The organism is Ruegeria sp. N11, from assembly GCF_056531525.1.
In genome coordinates this window covers 1-18,507 of record NZ_JBQFLX010000013.1, presented here as the reverse complement: position 1 = coordinate 18,507, position 18,507 = coordinate 1, and the positions used below count along the sequence as shown (strand labels likewise).

At 56.9% G+C, this 18,507-nt stretch carries 20 protein-coding genes and 1 pseudogene; 12 read left to right on the top strand and 9 right to left on the bottom strand.

Annotated elements, in window-relative coordinates; all coding sequences use genetic code 11:
- The first annotated feature begins 12 nt into the window (after positions 1 to 12).
- The 6 genes from ACR0J8_RS14565 (at position 13) to ACR0J8_RS14540 (ending at position 5,199) form a co-directional block, all read left to right on the top strand.
- Positions 13 to 429: a RidA family protein gene (locus ACR0J8_RS14565; protein ID WP_480525758.1), complete on the top strand. Its 417-nt coding sequence runs from the start codon at positions 13 to 15 to the stop codon at positions 427 to 429.
- 84 nt (positions 430 to 513) lie between these two features.
- Positions 514 to 1,188, top strand: a complete 675-nt coding sequence (locus ACR0J8_RS14560; protein ID WP_480525757.1) for a DUF1028 domain-containing protein — start codon at positions 514 to 516, stop codon at positions 1,186 to 1,188.
- 15 nt (positions 1,189 to 1,203) lie between these two features.
- Positions 1,204 to 2,700, top strand: a complete 1,497-nt coding sequence (locus ACR0J8_RS14555) for an aldehyde dehydrogenase (protein ID WP_480890856.1) — start codon at positions 1,204 to 1,206, stop codon at positions 2,698 to 2,700.
- Positions 2,701 to 2,725: 25 nt separating this feature from the next.
- Positions 2,726 to 3,664, top strand: coding sequence for a LysR substrate-binding domain-containing protein (locus ACR0J8_RS14550; protein ID WP_170611565.1), 939 nt, complete (start codon positions 2,726 to 2,728; stop codon positions 3,662 to 3,664).
- 117 nt (positions 3,665 to 3,781) lie between these two features.
- Complete coding sequence (gene argE / locus ACR0J8_RS14545) at positions 3,782 to 4,930, top strand: acetylornithine deacetylase (protein ID WP_480525753.1); 1,149 nt, start codon at positions 3,782 to 3,784, stop codon at positions 4,928 to 4,930.
- 8 nt (positions 4,931 to 4,938) lie between these two features.
- Positions 4,939 to 5,199 (top strand): CBU_0592 family membrane protein, encoded by a 261-nt coding sequence (locus tag ACR0J8_RS14540; RefSeq protein ID WP_170611560.1) that lies wholly within the window; start codon positions 4,939 to 4,941, stop codon positions 5,197 to 5,199.
- A gap of 17 nt (positions 5,200 to 5,216) precedes the next feature.
- On the opposite strand, the gene ACR0J8_RS14535 is transcribed toward ACR0J8_RS14540, so the two are convergent.
- The 7 genes from ACR0J8_RS14535 to ACR0J8_RS14505 form a co-directional block, all read right to left on the bottom strand.
- Complete coding sequence (locus ACR0J8_RS14535) at positions 5,217 to 5,579, bottom strand: cupin domain-containing protein (protein ID WP_480525751.1); 363 nt, start codon at positions 5,577 to 5,579, stop codon at positions 5,217 to 5,219.
- Between the two features lie 14 nt (positions 5,580 to 5,593).
- The gene (locus ACR0J8_RS14530; protein WP_480525750.1) at positions 5,594 to 5,812 is read right to left on the bottom strand and encodes a hypothetical protein; all 219 of its coding nucleotides are present in this window, start codon (positions 5,810 to 5,812) and stop codon (positions 5,594 to 5,596) included.
- Between the two features lie 204 nt (positions 5,813 to 6,016).
- Positions 6,017 to 7,054, bottom strand: a complete 1,038-nt coding sequence (locus ACR0J8_RS14525; protein WP_170679207.1) for an extracellular solute-binding protein — start codon at positions 7,052 to 7,054, stop codon at positions 6,017 to 6,019.
- A gap of 19 nt (positions 7,055 to 7,073) precedes the next feature.
- Positions 7,074 to 7,883, bottom strand: coding sequence for an ABC transporter permease (locus tag ACR0J8_RS14520; RefSeq protein WP_170611552.1), 810 nt, complete (start codon positions 7,881 to 7,883; stop codon positions 7,074 to 7,076).
- 3 nt (positions 7,884 to 7,886) lie between these two features.
- Entirely contained in the window at positions 7,887 to 8,816 is a 930-nt protein-coding gene (locus tag ACR0J8_RS14515) for an ABC transporter permease (protein ID WP_170611550.1), read from the bottom strand.
- The gene (locus ACR0J8_RS14510; RefSeq protein WP_170611548.1) at positions 8,816 to 9,907 is read right to left on the bottom strand and encodes an ABC transporter ATP-binding protein; all 1,092 of its coding nucleotides are present in this window, start codon (positions 9,905 to 9,907) and stop codon (positions 8,816 to 8,818) included. The genes ACR0J8_RS14515 and ACR0J8_RS14510 overlap by 1 nt, the downstream gene beginning before the upstream one ends.
- A 714-nt stretch (positions 9,908 to 10,621) precedes the next feature.
- Complete coding sequence (locus ACR0J8_RS14505; RefSeq protein WP_480525746.1) at positions 10,622 to 11,305, bottom strand: DnaA N-terminal domain-containing protein; 684 nt, start codon at positions 11,303 to 11,305, stop codon at positions 10,622 to 10,624.
- A gap of 461 nt (positions 11,306 to 11,766) precedes the next feature.
- On the opposite strand from ACR0J8_RS14505, the gene ACR0J8_RS14500 reads away from it, so the two are divergent.
- Positions 11,767 to 13,074, top strand: a complete 1,308-nt coding sequence (locus ACR0J8_RS14500) for an AAA family ATPase (protein ID WP_170611545.1) — start codon at positions 11,767 to 11,769, stop codon at positions 13,072 to 13,074.
- Positions 13,071 to 14,177, top strand: coding sequence for a ParB/RepB/Spo0J family partition protein (locus ACR0J8_RS14495; protein ID WP_480525744.1), 1,107 nt, complete (start codon positions 13,071 to 13,073; stop codon positions 14,175 to 14,177). Before ACR0J8_RS14500 ends, ACR0J8_RS14495 begins: the two co-directional genes overlap by 4 nt.
- A gap of 66 nt (positions 14,178 to 14,243) precedes the next feature.
- Here the strand turns inward: ACR0J8_RS14495 and ACR0J8_RS14490 are convergent, their stop codons facing one another.
- Positions 14,244 to 15,299 carry a tyrosine-type recombinase/integrase gene (locus ACR0J8_RS14490; RefSeq protein ID WP_480890847.1) on the bottom strand — a complete coding sequence of 352 codons (1,056 nt, stop codon included), beginning with the start codon at positions 15,297 to 15,299 and terminating at the stop codon, positions 14,244 to 14,246.
- A 279-nt stretch (positions 15,300 to 15,578) separates the two neighbouring features.
- Between ACR0J8_RS14490 and ACR0J8_RS14485 the strand changes: the two are divergent.
- The 4 genes and pseudogenes from ACR0J8_RS14485 to ACR0J8_RS14470 form a co-directional block, all read left to right on the top strand.
- Positions 15,579 to 15,716, top strand: a pseudogene (locus ACR0J8_RS14485) (ISKra4 family transposase); the annotation flags it as partial.
- A gap of 58 nt (positions 15,717 to 15,774) precedes the next feature.
- Complete coding sequence (locus ACR0J8_RS14480; protein ID WP_260027307.1) at positions 15,775 to 16,482, top strand: IS6 family transposase; 708 nt, start codon at positions 15,775 to 15,777, stop codon at positions 16,480 to 16,482.
- A gap of 483 nt (positions 16,483 to 16,965) precedes the next feature.
- Positions 16,966 to 17,259 (top strand): hypothetical protein, encoded by a 294-nt coding sequence (locus tag ACR0J8_RS14475; RefSeq protein WP_010442309.1) that lies wholly within the window; start codon positions 16,966 to 16,968, stop codon positions 17,257 to 17,259.
- Positions 17,260 to 17,262: 3 nt separating this feature from the next.
- Positions 17,263 to 17,745 carry a GFA family protein gene (locus tag ACR0J8_RS14470; RefSeq protein WP_480890844.1) on the top strand — a complete coding sequence of 161 codons (483 nt, stop codon included), beginning with the start codon at positions 17,263 to 17,265 and terminating at the stop codon, positions 17,743 to 17,745.
- Between the two features lie 139 nt (positions 17,746 to 17,884).
- Here the strand turns inward: ACR0J8_RS14470 and ACR0J8_RS14465 are convergent.
- A partial coding sequence (locus ACR0J8_RS14465) for a tetratricopeptide repeat protein (RefSeq protein WP_480890841.1) occupies positions 17,885 to 18,507 on the bottom strand: 623 nt, incomplete at its 5' end.

The window sequence follows — 18,507 nt, the reverse complement described above, 5'->3', positions numbered from 1 at the left end:
CAGGATCCCGACATGGCGCATACACGTATCCGCAAATTCAATACCTCTGACACCTACCCTGAACAAAACCTCGACAACGACCTGTGTCAGGCCGTTGTGACTCAGGGTGGCAAAACCGTCTACCTGCGTGGCCAGTGCCCGCAGAACCTGGACGATGCGGTCAACATCGACAGTCACGACCCGGTCGAGCAGACCCACAAGGTGATGCAGAACATCAAGCAGCTGATCGAGGAATGCGGCGGCTCGATGGAGCATCTGGTCAAGGTCGTCGTCTACATCACCGATGTCCGCCACCGCGAGGCCGTCTATCGCACCATGGGCGAATACATCAAAGGCGTTCATCCGGTCTCGACCGGTCTGGTGGTTCAGGCGCTGGCACGTCCGGAATGGCTGGTCGAAATCGACGGCACCGCCGTTATCCCTGACTGATCGTTTCGATCAGTCGACAGACCGGACCGCGTCCCTTTCTTGCTCTCACGCGCGGTCCGGTTCCTGTGTTTCAAGGAGACCTGAATGACTTTTTCATTGGTTGCCCGCTGCGCTGAAACTGGAATGTTCGGCTTAGCGATTTCCTCCTCGTCGCCCGCCGTGGCGGCCCGCTGTTCCTTTGCCCGCGCCGGAGTCGGGGCGGTCGCAACGCAGAACGTGACCGACCCCAGCCTTGGTCCGCTGACGCTGGACCTGATGGAACAGGGCAAGACCGCACCCGAGGCTATCGAGGCCATGAAGACCGACGCAAAATTCATCGAATACCGTCAGGTTCTGGCTGTGGACACGGCCGGGCGCACCGCAATCCATTCTGGGCCAAACAGCCTTGGAATCTGGACACAGGCGCAGGCCGAGAACGTCGCATCGGGCGGGAACCTGCTGGACAATGACGGCATTCCGCAGGCCATCGTCGACGGATTCCTTTCCGCCTCGGGCCATATCGGCGACCGCCTGATTGCCGCGATGCGCGCGGGTCTTGCTGCGGGTGGCGAGGCCGGTCCGGTGCATTCCGCAGGCCTGAAGATTGTCGACAAAGTTAGCTGGCCGGTGGCCGATCTGCGTTGCGACTGGACCGAAGATTGTCCCATCGAGGCTGTTGCAACCGCTTGGGACATCTACAAGCCACAACTGGACGCCTACATCCAGCGCGCACTCGACCCGCGCGAGGCGCCCTCCTACGGCGTGCCCGGCGACCAGTAATCAGGGAGAGACAAAATGTTGGACTATTCACACGAAGACTGGAAAGCCCGTGCCGCCGGTTTGTCGTTTCGGGGGCAGGCCTTCATCAATGGCTCGTTCGTCGATGCCGCCTCTGGCAAGACCTTTGACAGCGTCAATCCGGCCACCGGCGCGGTTCTGACCAAAGTTGCGGAATGTGACGAAGAGGACGTCAACCGGGCCGTGGCCGCGGGACGCGCTGCGTTCGAAGATGGCCGCTGGTCACGCATGGCACCGGGGGACCGCAAGGCGGTGATGCTGAAACTGGCCGATCTGATCCGGGACAATCTGGAAGAGATGGCGCTGCTGGACAGCCTCGACATGGGCAAGCTGGTCACTGATGCCGCCACCATCGACGCGCCGGGGTCCGCGCATTTCTTCCAGTGGTATGCCGAGGCCATCGACAAGGTCTATGACGAGGTTGCCCCCACCAGTCCCGGCGATCTGGCACTGGTCCGCCGCATCCCCCTTGGTGTCGTTGGCGCCGTTACCCCATGGAACTTCCCACTGGACATGGCCACGTGGAAAGCCGCCGCCGCGCTGGCCGCAGGAAACTCGGTTGTGTTGAAACCGGCCGAGCAATCGCCACTTTCGGCATTGCGCCTGGCCGAACTGGCCGCCGAGGCCGGCGTCCCGGACGGGGTCTTCAACGTCGTGCCGGGCTTTGGCGCGACGGCCGGTCGCGCGCTGGGTCTGCATATGGATGTGGATTGCCTGGCCTTTACCGGCTCGACCGCCATCGGAAAGATGTTCATGCAGTATTCGGGGCAGTCGAACCTGAAACAGGTCTGGCCGGAAACCGGCGGCAAAAGCCCCAATCTTGTCTTTGCCGATTGCGAGGATCTGGACACCGCCGCCGACATGGCCGCCTTTGGAATATTCTTCAATCAGGGCGAGGTCTGCTCGGCCAACTCGCGGCTTTATGTCGAACGCTCGATCAAGGATGCCTTCGTCGAAAAGCTGATTGCGCGGGCGCGGGCAACCCAACCGGGCGATCCGCTGGACCCGGCCTCGAAAATGGGCGCCATCGTCGACGAAAAGCAGACGCAAGGCATTATCCGTTTCGTCGAAGAAGGCAAGAAATCGGCCAATCTGGTGACAGGTGGCGAGCGTGTCACTGTCGACGGCAAGGGCTGCTTTGTTCAGCCCACCATCTTTGACGACGTGAACCACGACAACCCTCTGGCCCGCGATGAAATCTTCGGTCCCGTCCTGTCGGTCATTCCTTTTGACAGCGAGGATGAGGTCGTCGCCATGGCGAATGACTCGATCTACGGTCTGGCGGCCTCGGTCTGGACCGACAACCTCAGCCGTGCCTGCCGGGTATCGGACAAGTTGATGGTCGGCACCGTTTCGGTCAACACCGTTGACGCCCTGTCTGCCCAAACGCCGTTTGGCGGCATGAAACAATCGGGCTTCGGACGGGATTTGTCATTGCACTCGCTTGAAAAGTATACTGCTTTGAAGACCACGTGGATCAAGTACACGGCTTGATCCGCAACCACGCGGGGATGCGCCATTGCCTTTCAGATACACGCTGCGGCAGCTGGAATACTTTGTGGCCGTTGGAAAGGCAGGCAGCATCGCTGCTGCCAGCGATAAACTGAATGTTTCGTCGCCGTCGATCTCGGCGGCGATCACCCAGCTTGAGCTTGAGTTCGGTGTCAATCTGTTCGTGCGCGAACACGCGCGGGGCCTGTCACTGACCAAGGCCGGGCACAAGTTCATGGAACGCACCGAATTCGTTCTGCGCGAGGCCGAACTTCTGGCGACGCTGGCAGGTGAAATCACCGGCAAGGTTCAGGGCATCCTTTCTGTGGGTTGTCTAATGACCTTTGCGCAGATCGTCCTGCCCGGATTGCGGCGGGAATTCGAGATCACATACCCCGACGTTCGCATCGAGCAGCGCGAACTCAATCAGGCGGAAATCTTCAGCCAGTTGCGCCGGGCAGAACTGGATATCGCGCTGACATATGATCTGGATATCCCTGCCGATCTGGAATTCCGGCCCCTTCACAAGCTGCCGCCCTATGTTGTCCTGGGTGAAGGCCACCCGCTGGCCGACCGGACAGAACTGACGATCCCCGATCTTCAGGACAGCCCGATGGTGCTATTGGACCTGCCGTTCAGTGGTGAGTATTTCCTGTCTTTCTTCCGGGATGCCAATATCAAACCGAATATCGGGGAACGCACTGCCGACATGTCCGTGATGCGGTCCCTGGTGGCCAATGGCTTCGGATTTTCGATCGCAAATATCCGCCCCCTGAATGTGCTGTCGCCCGATGGCAAAAAGCTGATCTTCGTTCCTTTGGCAGGGGATCTCAGACCGATGCATCTTGGGTTGCTCACAGCGCGCGCCGAGAATGAGACCAATACGGTGAAGGCCTTTGTCGAGCATTGTGAACAAGCCGAGAAGTCCGGCACGCTCCCGGGTCTCTGCAATCAGAAAGCGGGCTGATATCAGCTTCGTTTTATCCTAACCTCTGGTTCGCCAATCCCGGATTTATGTTTTTTGCAGGTCGTATAGGCTGTGCACAACACGGGTATTTTCATCCAAATCACAGGCACAAAGAGTATGACGTCCTCGCTGGAAATTCTGGAAAAGCTGGTCAGCTTCGATACGGTCAGCAAGAACTCGAACCTTGAGCTGGCCAGCTATGTCGAAGCGTTTCTTGAGGCGCGCGGTTTTGCTGTTCACCGCATCACCGACCCCGGCGGAGAAAAAACCGGGCTTTATGCCGAAAAGGGACCGGACGGAGATGGCGTTTTGCTGTCCGCGCACACTGATGTCGTTCCGGTCGAAGGGCAAAGCTGGACCAGGGATCCCTTCCGGCTGACCCGCGAAGGTGACCGGCTTTACGGGCGCGGAACAACTGACATGAAGGGTTATGTGGCCTCGGTCATGGCTTTGGCCGACCGCACGGGCACTTCGAACCTGCGCGAGCCGCTCAGGATTGCATTGTCTTATGACGAAGAAGTCGGCTGCGTTGGCATTCAGCACATGCTGGATCGGCTGGCGCCGATGCTGGGTCAGCCCCGCGCCTGCTTTGTGGGCGAGCCCACCGAGATGCAGGTCGCTGTCGGTCACAAGGGAAAAGCCGCATTGCGGGCTGTATGCCACGGGCAAAGTGGTCATTCGGCGTTGGCGCCGAAATTCGTCAACGCGCTGCACCTGGCGACTGATTTCGTGAATGAGTTGCGCGCCCTGCAAAAAACCTATGCCGCAAGTGGAAACATCGACCCGGAATACTCCGTTCCCTACACAACCTTTCACGTCGGCATGATGTCCGGCGGCAAGGCTTTGAACATCGTGGCGGACCGCGCCGAGCTGACCTTTGAATACCGGCATCTGGCATCGGACCGCGGCAAAGATATCCTCGACCAGATACAGGATGCGGCCCACAGAGTTGGTGCGGCGTATCAAAACCTATGCCCCGAGGCGCGCGTCGAGGTCGAACAATATAACGCCTATCCCGGTCTGGACGTGCCCGACACGGATGCCGTCATCGGCTATGCCCTGAAGCTGTCGCAAAGCAACGCGACCACGAAGGTCGCGTTTGGCACCGAGGCCGGGTTTTTCAGCGAGCTGGGCATTCCCACCGTCGTTTGCGGGCCGGGATCAATGGAAAGGCAAGGACACAAGCCGGACGAATATCTGGACCTCGGGCAACTCAGCGCCTGTGACGCGATGATGGACCGTATCCTGGCCGATATCAGCCACTGAGACCGGATATGGAATTGCTGCAGGACCTCACTCTTGTTGACGGAATCGGCCTGTTGGGGTCGGCAATTATCGTGTGCGTCTACTATCTGGCGACATGCAATGTCCTTCCCGCAAACAAGATACCCTTCAATGCCTGGAACATTCTGGGCGGATCACTGGTCATGATTTCCCTTATCCATCGGCCAAATCCGGGCGCAATCGTGATCGAGGTCATGTTCATTTTCATCGCCGTTCTGGCGGTCTTGCGAAACTTGCGCGGCGCACGGTAACCCGCGCCGCGCGCCTGTCATTCCGCAATCATGTAAAACTTGCGCAATGTCTTCGTGATTTCCCACGTACAGGGCGTGCCTTTGGGTACAAAAAAGGTGTCTCCGGCCCCAAAAACCTGCGCCACCCCGTCCGATCCGGTCAGCGTGACCGAACCCGAGATCACGGTCATCATCTCATCCACCGGATAAGCCTCGATATCCTCGCGACAGGGCGCGCATTCCCATACCCCTACCGAAATCTTTTCATCCCGGCTTTCGAAAAAGCTGCTTATGGTCTCGGTCTTGTCCGAGGTGGTGAAATCACCGTCAGCCACTAGGGAAGACGGGACAAAGCCGGTTTCGGGGTGGCCATCGGCCAGCAAGCGGATAGGTTTGGTCATGTTTTCCTCCTTTTTTAACTCAGTGGCATCGGCAGAAATTTCGGCACCGGCCTCTCGCTGCTATCCAGGTCCCGCGCCCAGCGGTGCCCGGCATGGACGGCTGCCGCAAAGACCGACGGGGCCTCGCAATCGCCGATCCGGCTGACGGATTTGACGCCTGCGTCCTCCCACTCGTCCCCGCACACAATCAGGTTCTGATAGACGTGATCTTCGGTTTTTTTTGACGTCAGCACAACAGCCGCACCAACTGCAGCGCCAAACCTGCACCACGATGGATGCAGCGTCGCGCACGGTCAAAAAGCGCCTATCGCAAGCTGGACATCACCATCGAGCGTGCGCTTTTCCTGCTGCTGCTCAAACTCGTCGCAGTACCGATGGAATAAAAGACCGGGCGGCCTGGCCGCCCGGTAAATTGGTGCTTATTGCACGGGGAGAGTTTACTTCTTCAGATTTGTCCAGATCTGGTCATAGACGGCCTGAACTTCCTGCGAACAAACCTCGATAAAGACACCGGGGCCGACCTTGTCGTGCGGGTTCTTTTCCGGTTGCGTCGCAAGCGCGGGGTCCAGGAACTCTTCGACGCCTGCGACCCCCGCGTTATAGCGGGCAAAGTTGGTGACAGCGGCGATGTTTTCCGGCTCCAGCAGGAAGTCCATGAATTTCAGCGCGTTGTCACGGTTCGGCGCGTCTTTCAGCAGAACGACATTGTCCATCCACGCGATATAGCCCTGCGTCGGGTACGCATATTCGACATTTGCGCCTTCCTCGCGCGCTTTGGCCGAGAACCCGTCATAGATCTGGCCGACCGCCGCGTCGCCCGAGACCAAAACCTCTTTGGCGGTGTCCGAGTTGAAGGACGACCAGTGCTGCTTGGCCTCTTGCAACATGGCGTTCAGCGCCTTGAGCTGTTCGCGGTCGGTGGAACACTGCGGGATGCCCATGTGCAGCGCCGCCATGGCCATGACCTCACCCTGGCTGTCCAGCATGTTGATCCGCCCCTGCAACTCGGCCGGCGGGTTGAACAGGATGTCGGTGGTCTGGATGTCGCCGGAATAGACGTCGCGGTTCACGGCAAAGCTGGTCGAGCCCCATTGATACGGGATCGAATGTTTGCGACCCGGGTCAAAGCTGGGATCGGCCCATTCGGGTTCGATATTGCCTTTGTTCTTCAGTTCGCCGTCTTCGATCGTGTCCAGCATGCCCTCGCCTGCCATGATCGACACCATGTAATCGCCCGGTACCGAAACGTCATAGGTTCCGATCCCGCCAGCCTTGAGCGAGGCGAGCATCGCCTCGTTTGAATCGTAGGTGTCCATGGTCACCTCGATGCCGGTTTCCTCGGAGAATTTGTCGATCAGCTCCTGCGGGATGTATTCGAACCAGTGATAGACAACCAGTTCGCCTTCGGCTGCCGCTGCATTTGCGCCCAAAGTCAGGGCCAGCGCGGCGACGCCGCTTTTCATCATATGTTTCATTGTGTTTTCCCTCTGTTGGTTATTTCGTGTTGTCAGTTTTGCTGACGAAGTAGCTGATCGTGACCATGATGACGGACACGGCCAGCAGCATGGTCGAAATCGCCATGATATTGGGTTTGAGACCCTGTTTGACCGAACCGAAGATCGCCGTCGGCAGGGTTTCAACACCCGCGCCTTTGACAAAGTTGGTGATGATGAAGTCATCCAGGCTGACGATGAAGGCCAACAGGAAGCCCGAGATGATACCGGGCATCATCAGCGGCAGCAGAATCTTGGTAAATGCCTGCCGCTTGGTGGCATAAAGGTCCTGCGCGGCCTGTTCATAGCTGTCCTCGATCCCCTGCATCCGGGCCGAGATCGGCAAATAGGCAAAGGGAATGCAAAACGCGATATGAGCCAGCAGGATGGTCATGATGCCGCGTTCAAATCCGATCGAATTGAAGAAGATCAGGGTTGCAACGGCCGTCACGATCTCGGGCACCATCAGTGGCAGGCTGATCAGGCCGAATGACAGGGTGCGCAGTTTGAACCTGCCGCCCCGGACCATTCCGGTCGCCGCCAGTGTCGCAATTGACGTCGACACCGTGGCTGCAACAATGGCGATGATAAAACTGTTCTTGGCGGCCTGCTTGAACTTATCGCTTTCCGGTCCGGTGAACACGTCCGCATACCAGCGCAGCGACAGACCTTCCCAGTTTGTCAGTGATTGCGAGGCATTGAAGCTGTAGATCGTCACGACCAGCAGCGGCGCATACAAAACGATCAGACACAACAGGGTGATACCTTTGAAGCCGCGATAGGACTTGATGTCGAATTGCTTGCTTGCCATCGGTCAGCCCTCCGCTTTCTCGGCTTTGGCCTGTTGCCGTGCAAACAGCATCAGCAGGATCAGAACCATGGTCAGCAGGATCATCGACGCAGCCGCGCCAAACGGCCAGTTGCCGGCATTGCCCTTGAACTGTTCCTCGATCAGCGAGCCGATCATAAAGTTCTTGGCGCCGCCCAGCAGGTCGGGGGCAAGGAAGGAACCCATCGAGGGAACGAAAACAAGGATGCATCCGGCGATCACACCGGGTTTCACCGCCGGAAGGAGAATGCGCCGCAAAGTCGTCCACTTGGTTGCATACAGATCCGCTGCCGCTTCGCTCAGCGCGAAGTTGTAGCGTTCCACCGCCGCGTAGATCGGCAGCACCATGAAGGGCAGATAGGAATAGAACAGGCCCAGTTGCACCGCGAAGTTGGTATTGACGATATGCAGGGGGCTGTCGATCAGGCCGATGCTGATCAGAAAGTCATTCAGCGGACCCTGGTCGCGCAGCAGGAATTTCATCGACACGGTCCGGATCAGCAGGTTCACCCAGTACGGGATCGTGATCAGGAACACCCAGACGGGCCGCATGTTTTCGGGCCGGGTGGCAATGAAATAGGCCGTCGGAAAGCCGATCACCAGGCTAAGCACCGTCGCCGCGCCCGCCTGCCAGATCGAACGCCAGAAGATGGTGAGGTAGGTCCATTCGATCTTGGGCGGTTCATCCCCGAACAGACCACGGTCAAAGAAGAACTGATCATAAGCGGCCAGCGAAAACTCCCAGATCACGCCGCCGCGGAACTCTTTCGTCAGGAACGAGTAGACCAGCATCATGAACACCGGTGCCAGGACCAAAATGCTCAGCGTCACCCATGCAGGCAACAGCAGCCAAGTGCGGGCCTCCTTATAGGTGTCGGTCGTTGCGCTGCCGCCGCTTGCTGCACCGGCGGCCATCAGTCCACCAGGAGGCGCGCGGCCCCCAGCTCCATGTTGACGAACATCTCGGTGCCCGGCTCGAAGATGCGCTTGTTGCCGCGATCAGAGTTCGACGTGCGCACCACGAAATCGGGTCCGTCCTGCAGATCCACGATCGTGGTGATGTCGGTGCCGACAAATATGTTGTCCTTCACGCGCCCCTTGAGGCTTTCGCTTTCGACCGGTTTGTCGGACATGTACAGACGCTCGGGTCGGATCGACATGTGAACCTTTGACCCCACCCCGACACCTTCGACCTGATCACAGGTCAGTTCGTGCCCGCCGCCCAGATGACAGATCGCGCGACCGTCCCGGAGCCCGTCGACGGATACTTCCAGCAGGTTCGTCTCGCCGATGAAATCGGCAACAAACATGTTGCGCGGTCGCTCATAGATATCCGTCGGCGCGCCCAGTTGCTGCATTTCACCTGCTGACATCACCGCAATGCGATCGGACATGGTCAGCGCCTCTTCCTGATCGTGCGTCACGAAGATAAAGGTAATCCCGGTTTCCCGCTGCAGGTGCTTCAGTTCAAGCTGCATGGCCTTGCGCAGTTTAAGGTCCAGGGCGGATAGCGGCTCGTCCAGCAACAGCACTTTGGGCTGTGGCGCCAATGCACGCGCCAACGCGACCCGCTGTTGCTGGCCGCCCGAAAGCTGGCTTGGTTTGCGCGCCGAAAACTGGCTGAGCTGCACCAGTTCCAGCATTTCACCGGCTTTCGTGCGCGCCTGAGACTTCGACGCACCGCGCATCTCAAGCCCAAAAGCCACGTTGTCCAGAATGGTCATATGCGGAAACAGCGCATAGTTCTGGAACACCGTATTCACCGGGCGCTTGTTCGGTGGCAGGTTTTCAATCTCATCGCCATACAGGAAAATGGCGCCTTCGGTCACGTCCTCGAACCCGGCAATCATCCGCAGCAAAGTGGTCTTGCCGCAGCCCGACGGCCCCAGAAGCGTAAAGAACTCATTGTCCATGATCGACAGTGAGATCCTTTTCAGCGCCGTAAAGTCGCCGTAGCGCTTGACCGCATCCCGCACGTCAATCGCGACATTTCCACTGTCAGACACATCCGCCTCCCTAAGCACCGCGAAATTTGGCACAGGTATATACGGAGCGGCGAAACCTCTGAAGAATTGAGTTCCTCACCAAACATTAGGCTAAACCTAATCATTTATTGTTTCCTGATGCGACGCAGGCATTTACCAATGGAATGCCTGGTCGTTGCCCCGTGGTTCGCGTGGCCCCTCACCTGCCAGAAATGCACCTTGGATTGCCGCTTGGTTTGGTACAGCCCAGGGCGGAAGACCCTGATCGCGTGTGGGGAAGATGAATTGCGACACAGCGTTGCACAAGACACCAACTAAATGGCCAAGACCGTTTTTCTCACGAGTACAAGGAACCGTTGACCACCGGGCACACGGCCATCGCCTTGAAGACAACGCCCGACATTTTCTTCGCGTAGTATCGTGACGGAAGCCGGCCATTTGGATCAACTGTAAAAAGTAGAAAAGTCCGGCGTGATTTGGCCATCTTGGACCATGTTGGCTGAGACGGGCCACGTACTACGGAACTTCCAGGTCTTTCCGGAAACATGCGTTACAGCTTCAGTCAGATACTGATACGCAAAAATCAGGCATTTTGCGCACCACCCATATTTGATTACATCTCCTCAAATGCTCAGCATCGCAACCGCGATGTTCAGAAAACCTTCGTTTGGCGCAATCAGAGGCGACGCCGGTGACCCGTATGGTTATCAGCTGGTCTTGCCTGCCCTCGCCGCCTTATTCCGCAGCGTCGATCCGCAGGGTTCGGACAGAAGGGTCCACACGCGCATACGCGGCCAAAACGCGGGTTGTCCATTTTTGCGAAATGTAATCCGCCATGAAACGGCTGGGCGCAATCAGGGTGGCCACCCCCCCTGCCCTGCCAGCCTCGACCAGATGCTGGAACCAACTGGACCAAAGCTCTGGGTCGCGTTCATACAGAAACGCCTGGACCGACCGCCAGACGTCATCGTCGCCTGTTTCCGGAGCCGGAGGTTTGGATTTGAACGGTATGATGTTGGTTTCTTCGGCCGGGGCCTGCCCCATCCTGTCCTGAAAATCCCTGCCAATAGTGGGCCAGATCTCTTCGGTGTCGATCATGATCCGCTTCAGATCCAGTTCATAGACCGCAACCCGCCCCCGTGCTGCCGGTCGTTTGACTGAAATCCACCCTCTGCCGCGCAGCTTGGCCATCTCGCGTTTGACGGTTCGTTCATCCACGGACCACAGGCGCGCAATTTCCTCGCGCCCGATTGACAGTTCGTTGTTGCGCCAGTTGTAGCGGGTGGTGATCAGAACCATTATGCGAAGAATACTGCGCTGGCGATGCTTGTCGCCAGACAGCGCGTGGACAGACAGCGCCGACAGAATGTCGTATTTCAGGGCCGAGGCATTGCGCCCGACCGGTTTTGCAACCTGCATTTGTCCCTCACCGCTCTATCTGCCTCACGCGGTTGCTTACCGCCTCGCGCTTTTCCAACGCTTTTCGTGATGATGTCCCAATTAGCGTCCAGCTCATCGATTCTGTCAAGAGCTGTCTTGTTTTGGGCGGCTGCGGATCCAAATCCAGCATTCAAAAAGAAAAGAAATTGGTGAAATATTGGTGATGGGGGACACCCTGTATGTCCCCTTATTTGGGCACTTTGTCCCCCTAAATGCTGTATACCCGAACGTAGTGACCCCCTAATTCTGGAGCGTTCCCCCTAGCGAGTGCCTTCCCTCGTCAGCGTCGCGAATCGAATCGGCCCACGTGCCGATGGCCCTTGTTTTCTTACCCGTGGGTAAGATTGTCATCCCATCATAATTTCTTTTGCCAAAGCTGCAAATCAAGCGTAAATATGAAAACCACAAAATTTAACGTCCTAAGAAACGAGACCCGAGGCATGTACACGCACGAAGACCTGAATGCATTGCGTAATCAGTCGCTCAAATTGCAGGGCTGGATTCGCCAGCAGACCTTTAGCCCTGAGATGGAGAAGACCCTCCGCCGGTTCTCAAGCTGGGAAGTGTCGGAGCTGATCTTTAAGGTCAACCAATCCACTTTTCGGGGCAAGTTGGCCTCGGACCCGACCCTGCCCAGTGGTGAGGTGGAGCCGGATGGCCGGCAGAGATGGTTCAGCCTGGAAGAAGTCAATGAACTGCGTCGTCGATTGAAGGTGAACCGCAAGACCCTGATGCCGCCCCGCCCGGCCGGCAAGCGTGCCATCCGTGCCGCTGTAGCCAACTTCAAGGGTGGCGCGGGCAAGTCAACGGTGGCGTTGCATCTGGCCCATGCCGCGGCACTGGATGGCTACCGGGTGCTGGTGGTGGATTTCGACCCTCAGGCGACACTGAGCCATTCGATGGGCCTGACGGATGTTGCCGAAGACTTTACGGTCTGGGGCATTATGGCGCGTGATCTTATCCGCGAGACCCAACGGATGAACAACCGCCCCGCCGCCGCCGAATCCGGGACCGCCCTGCCCCGCCGCGAGTTGCCGCCATCGATCACGGACATGGGGCTCGGTGATCTGCGGATCGGTGACTTTATCAAGCAGACGTCCTGGTCCAGCATCGACGCCATCCCGTCCTGCGCCAACGCCGCTTTTGTCGAGTTTGCCTCGGCTCAGTACCGGCACTTGAATCCTGAATGGTCGTTCTTTGCGGCAGTATCGCGTTATCTGGACCAGATCCCCGATGACTCTTACGACCTGATCCTGTTCGACTGCCCGCCTGCCATTGGCTACCAGTCGATGAACGCAGTGTTTGCGGCGGACATGCTGTATGTCCCATCCGGCCCGGGTTACTGGGAATACGACTCCACGACCTCGTTCATTGGCCAGCTTGCTGAAGCTCTGGAAGACCTCGCTTATGGGTTCGACAAAACATTACCCACGGGTAAGATCGGGCTTCCCAAGACCTTCTGTGAGTTGCGCTTTCTGCTGACGCGATATGAGCCCGGCAACGCCCTGCACCACGCCATGTTCGACGCATTTCGAAAAGTGTTCGGGGAACACGTGGCCGAGCACCCGGTCGAGATGACCCGCGCGGTCGAACAATCCGGTCGTTTCCTCAGTTCGGTCTACGAGATGGATTACCGAGAGATGACCCGGGAAACCTGGCGCCGCGCACGATCGACCTTTGACAACGTATATGAAGAGTTTCGGGGCGTCATGCTGTCGGCCTGGGATAAGCTGGAGGATGACGCATGACCCGCAAACGCAGAATGTTCGACATTGATATGCCCGCCATGGAAGACATACCCGTGGGTAAGGTTCCGGACCAAGTTCTGGAGAAGCGGCGGGGTCCGATGGCCGCAGCAATCTCGGAGAATGCTGGTGCTCTGCGCGATCAGCAATCGACCGAGGATGCCATTCGCGCAGAAAACGACAGGCTTGCGCATGAGCTGGTGAGCCTGCGGGCCGAAGGGCTGGTGACGGAACGTGTAGACCTGTCAGACGTCGTTACAGAAAAACTGACGCGCGATCGCAAACCCGGTCCGGATCCGGAATTGGAGGAGTTGAAAGCGTCGATCAGGGAAATCGGTCTTTCCAACCCGATCCGGCTGGAGCGTCGCGCGGACGGGCGATTTGACCTGATTCAGGGGATGCGCCGCCTTTCTGCTTATCGTTTGTTGCTGGAAGAAACCGGCGATTCCATCTACGCAAAAATTCCGGCAGGCATTTCGGACGCCGCTGATCTGGACAGCAGCTATCGGCGTATGGTGGATGAAAACCTGATCCGAAAGGACATCTCCTTTGCGGAAATGGGTGCGTTGGCCCGGGCCTACGCAGAGGATCCGGCCAATGACTGTGCGGATGTGGACAAGGCGGTTTCGATTCTTTTCAAATCAGCAAGCTACACAAAGCGAAGTTATATTCGGGCATTCGCGAGCCTGCTGACCAGGCTGGACAAGGTTCTGAACCACCCAAATGAAATCCCGCGAAATGTGGGGGTCGAACTGAAGCGCAAGCTTGATTCCGATCCGGGTTTGATCCGCGCAGTCAGCACTGCGTTGATGAGCGAACCCGACAGGGACAACGCACGAGAGGTGGCGATTCTCCGGTCTTTTTTGGGACAGGCCTCGGAAGCTGTTGCCAGGCCGAAACCGGACAGTCCCGGAAAGCCGCGCCGGGCGAAGACGACGTTTCAGGTGTCTGGCCGCGCGGGGATTGCAAAGTGTTCGGCCTCGAGTGGACGGTTGGAGATCAGGCACGATCTGGATTTTACGCGTGTTGATCGTGCGAGGCTGGAGGCCGCCATTGCAACGATGATTGAATACCTGCGAGAGGAGGATGATCTTACCCACGGGTAAGAACCTACAGAAAACATGTGAAGCTTCCGTGGGGTGCTGGATTTGAAGCCAGCACCCTTTTTCGTGTTAACCCAAAAGGTCCGTAGCGGGATTTTCTGCGATATCGACGTCGTCGTAATACTTCTGCGCCTGCGCGACTGAGCGGTGCAGGGACAGTCGCATGGCTGCCTGAATCGGGGCGCCGTCCAATGCGGCCTGGGTCAGGAAGCCCGAACGAAGACCGTGGGCAGAGGCAAAGTCTTCGGGCAGACCGGCCAGCTTCAATCGATGTTTGACGATCTGCGCTACCGCGTCGGGGGAAAGGCGGCGGTTCAGCACCCGATCAGCTTTCGAGATCGGGCGGAAGAGGGGGCCGTCCTTGATCTGCCCAACTTCGATCCAATGCACTAAAGCCTGCGCTGCTCGGCCTTTCAGCACCAGTCTGGGGGTTTCTCCCTTCTGGGTGGTCTTGGTTTCCAGCAGGGACAGCCAGATGACACCGCTCTTGCCGAATTCCTTAATGGATACATCCTCGCGCATCAACGCCGTGATTTCCGAGCGGCGGCGCCCGCCGCTGGCCCAGCCCAGCATCAGGATCGCCCGGTCGCGGCAATCGCGACGACTGCCACGGCAGGTCGCCAACAGTTGCTCGAGCACATCGCGGGTGATGGGGTGGGCGGATTTTGGGGCAGGGGGACGGGCTGCGGCGCGGCGTGCTTTGGCCCGTGCTTGCTTCACCTGCGGCGCCTCAAACGGGCTGGGAAGGTTCTTCATCCGGTGGAAGGCCAGCCAGGAGGCGATACGCCGGTCCAGCGTTGAGGGGGCCGGGCAGGCCAGTGACTTGCGCAACCCTTGTGCAATCAGCGCTTCTGCCGTCTGGCGGGCGACATCCGTTTTCGGCGCGTCGTTCAGATCCCGGGCATGATCGAGGATGAAGGCGAGGGCGGTTTCTTCATTCTCGGGCCAGTTTAGGATCGAGCCAATCCGAGCGGCCTTCCAGGCCGTGATGTAGACCAGGTCACGCTCGTACGCTCGTAACGTGTTCTCCGGCGTGCCGCGGACATAGAGATCGGTCAGCGCGTCCTGATCTGCTGAGGACAGTGCAGGAGAAGAGGCTGGGAGATATGGGGCAGGGGTACTCATAGCGCGTATTCTGCGTCAATTCAGTTCGCTTTTCAATTGACTCGATAAGCGATACTTATCGGTTGTAATCAAAGATTTGAGAAGATCGAAAAGTAACGATCAAAAAGGAAAGATTTTGCGCGTAAAGCGGGTAGGGGCTTGCAACACAACCCCTTCGGACATCATCTTTCCTGCCGCCAGAAACAACGGACGGCCCGGTCCGCGACGGGAGTGGAAAGAATGTGGGGATACCTGCAGATTCTGATCTAATGTCTCGTTGTTTTTGCAGGAAGCATAGCGATGAAATTCAAGATCAGTTTAGAGACTGAGTTTGGTTGGGGCGAGAAGCGATCACACGAGATTTGCACCCTGGAACGCCGGTCGGTTGATGCGTCCGAGGAAGACCTTGGACTGTGTCTGGTCGAGGCGAAATCAATACGGTTTTGTCAGAAGAGCTTGGGTTGAGGCGGGTAGGGTGCTCTCGTAGCCTTCGTGCATGATTAAACAGTCACCATTCAAGTACTTCAAGACCAGTCCAGACGTCATTCGTTTGGCTGTAATGCTGTACGTTCGGTTCCCATTGTCGCTTCGAAACGTGGAAGATCTATTGAATGAACGGGGAATTGAAGTGAGCCACGAAGCCGTCCGATATTGGTGGAACAGGTTCGGTCCGATGTTTGCTGCTGAGATCAGACGGAGGCGAGTTCAGCAGCTGCGCGCGTTCTCCAAATGGAAGTGGCACGTGGACGAGGTTTTCGTGAAGGTGAATGGCAAGCGGCATTATCTTTGGCGGGCTGTTGATCACGAAGGCGAGGTGCTGGAAGCCGTTGTCACCAAACGTCGAAACAAGCAGGCAGCATTGAAATTCCTCAAGAAATTGATGAAACGACACGGTACAGCGGATAAAGTTGTAACGGATCGCTTCGCGTCATACAGGGCCGCTCTCAGAGAGCTTGGTGCAACCGAAAAACAGCAGACGGGCAGGTGGCTCAACAACCGCGTCGAGAATTCACACCTTCCTTTCCGACGACGCGAACGCGCCATGCAACGTTTCAGGCGCATGCGAAGTTTACAGAAATTCGCCTCCATCCATTTCTCCATCTACAACCACTTCAACCAGGAAAGATCGCTAACCAGCAGAGATACCTTCAAGCTGGCACGCACCGCCGCTCTCGCTGAGTGGCGCGAACTTGGTGCGGCATAAATGGCAGCTATACTGGCCTAGCTGAGACTTGTTCGAATTTGTCTGACAGCACCGGTAAGCTTGCAAGTTGGAAATGGTTGCGTAGGTGTCGGTCAGAAACGCGATGCGCTCCTGATCGCGAATCATGGCTTCGGTCCTGACATTAGCGTGATGCAGAGAATACAGTCCAAAAAGCGTCAATCCGACAAGCAGGCAGGTAATACCTAAAAACGCGACAAGCAATTTGACTCGCACCGAAAGGGCGATCCCGGCGACGCTTCGCGCAATGAAGTTTGGCCCGTCCGGGCCGATGTTGGGGCCTTGTTCCATATTCTCTGACCAGCAGAAAAATGCGTTGGTTCAGTTTGTCTTTTGTTATTGTGCAGTAAGCAGTCAAAACGCAAATGTCTGGTTTGAGCCCAGTCAGGACAAATATTCGATGTGATGATATGATCTGATGAGAGGCATTTTTGCAGGCGCCTATTTTTCTTGGGAGGACACTGCATGATTATGCGTATATTTCAGGTGCGAGTCAGAGACGGCAAGGAAGAAGAATTTGCAGAATTCTTCTACAAAACCGCGATTCCAATGATGAAAGGAATCGAATGGATCGTTCAGGTTTTGCCTGGTGCACCACACAGTGACAACCGAAGAGATTTTAGTTTTGTAATGGTCTGGAAAGACTTGGCGTCACTCAAAGCGTTCGTTGGCGAGGACTATAATTCTCCCCATATCGACCCTGCTGAAGCTGAGTTGGTCGAGAGCAGATTGATCAAACACTACGAGCTGGTGGATTGATCCATGGTTTCGGAAAAAGCAACCGAATTCACCGGTTCTTGCGAGTGCGGACAATTGACCTATCAAATGTCTTCACCACCAATGTTTGTTCATTGTTGTCATTGCAAGGAGTGTCAGAAGCAAACTGGGTCCGCCTACGTACTAAATGCCATCATTGAAACGGAGCGCGTTACATGGAGTGGAAAGACTACTAGCCACACGTTGGCAACTCCGAGTGGTAAGGGCCAGAAAATCACAAGATGCGCGATATGTGGTACGGCTGTATTCAGCGAATACTTAGTAAGGCTGGGTAAACTTAGGTACATTCGTGTTGGCACACTGGATAACCCTGACCTTTGTCCACCGGACGCTCAGATATTCACTTCTAGCAAACAGTCTTGGGTTCCACTTAACCCTGATATCCTGAGCTTTGAGAACTTCTACGAATTCAAAGAGGTTTGGCCCGAAGACGCCTGGACAAGGTTGAACGCGGTGTTTGGCGACTGACCAAATAAATCAATGTTCACCTCACGTTACGACCCGCCGCTAGAGTGAAGAAGACGCGAAAGGCCCTCGTGGGCCCAAGTCGAACACACCTGAAGTCGATTTCCACCACATCCTAAGCTGTCGCCACGAAACGTTGTGCTCATTCAGGTAAACCGGCCAAACGTAAGGATGCACAGGTTTTTTCCAGCCTCTCTCTGTCAGAGAAAAGTTGGGTTTTCGCCCAATCCGATATGGAAAACCGAGGGCGGTATCTAATCACATTCCGTGCTTCATCGCGAGCGGCCTCAAGGTTCTCCGTCTCTACATAGATGATTACGAGGTCGAGGTGCCCAAAGCCTTCAACCCTTTGACCATATTCGATGAATGCTTTCGTAGCTTCCTCGTATTGACCGTCAAGTCGAAGGGCTAAACCCAGAACGCCTGCATACCAACCTGGATAGTGAGGGTTCAGGGTGATGGCTTGCTGTGCGACTTGGATCGCTTCATTAGCCTGGCCATTGAAAGCTAGGGTGATTGACAGTCTGGCAGCCACGTCAGCGTGGTTTGGATTTAGCGCTAGTGCCTTGTTGAACTTCTCGATAGCCGAAACCAGCTTGCCATCGATTGCATCCGCAAAACCCGCAATGGCGTGAGCCTCTGGGTTGTAGCTGTCTATTTCCAGAGCCCTCTGTGCGCAGTCACGAGCCTCCGCTAGCGCGGCACGCCGGTCAGCAACAAATCCATGTCGTGCTTCGACAGTGCAAATGAATCCCAAAGTACAAT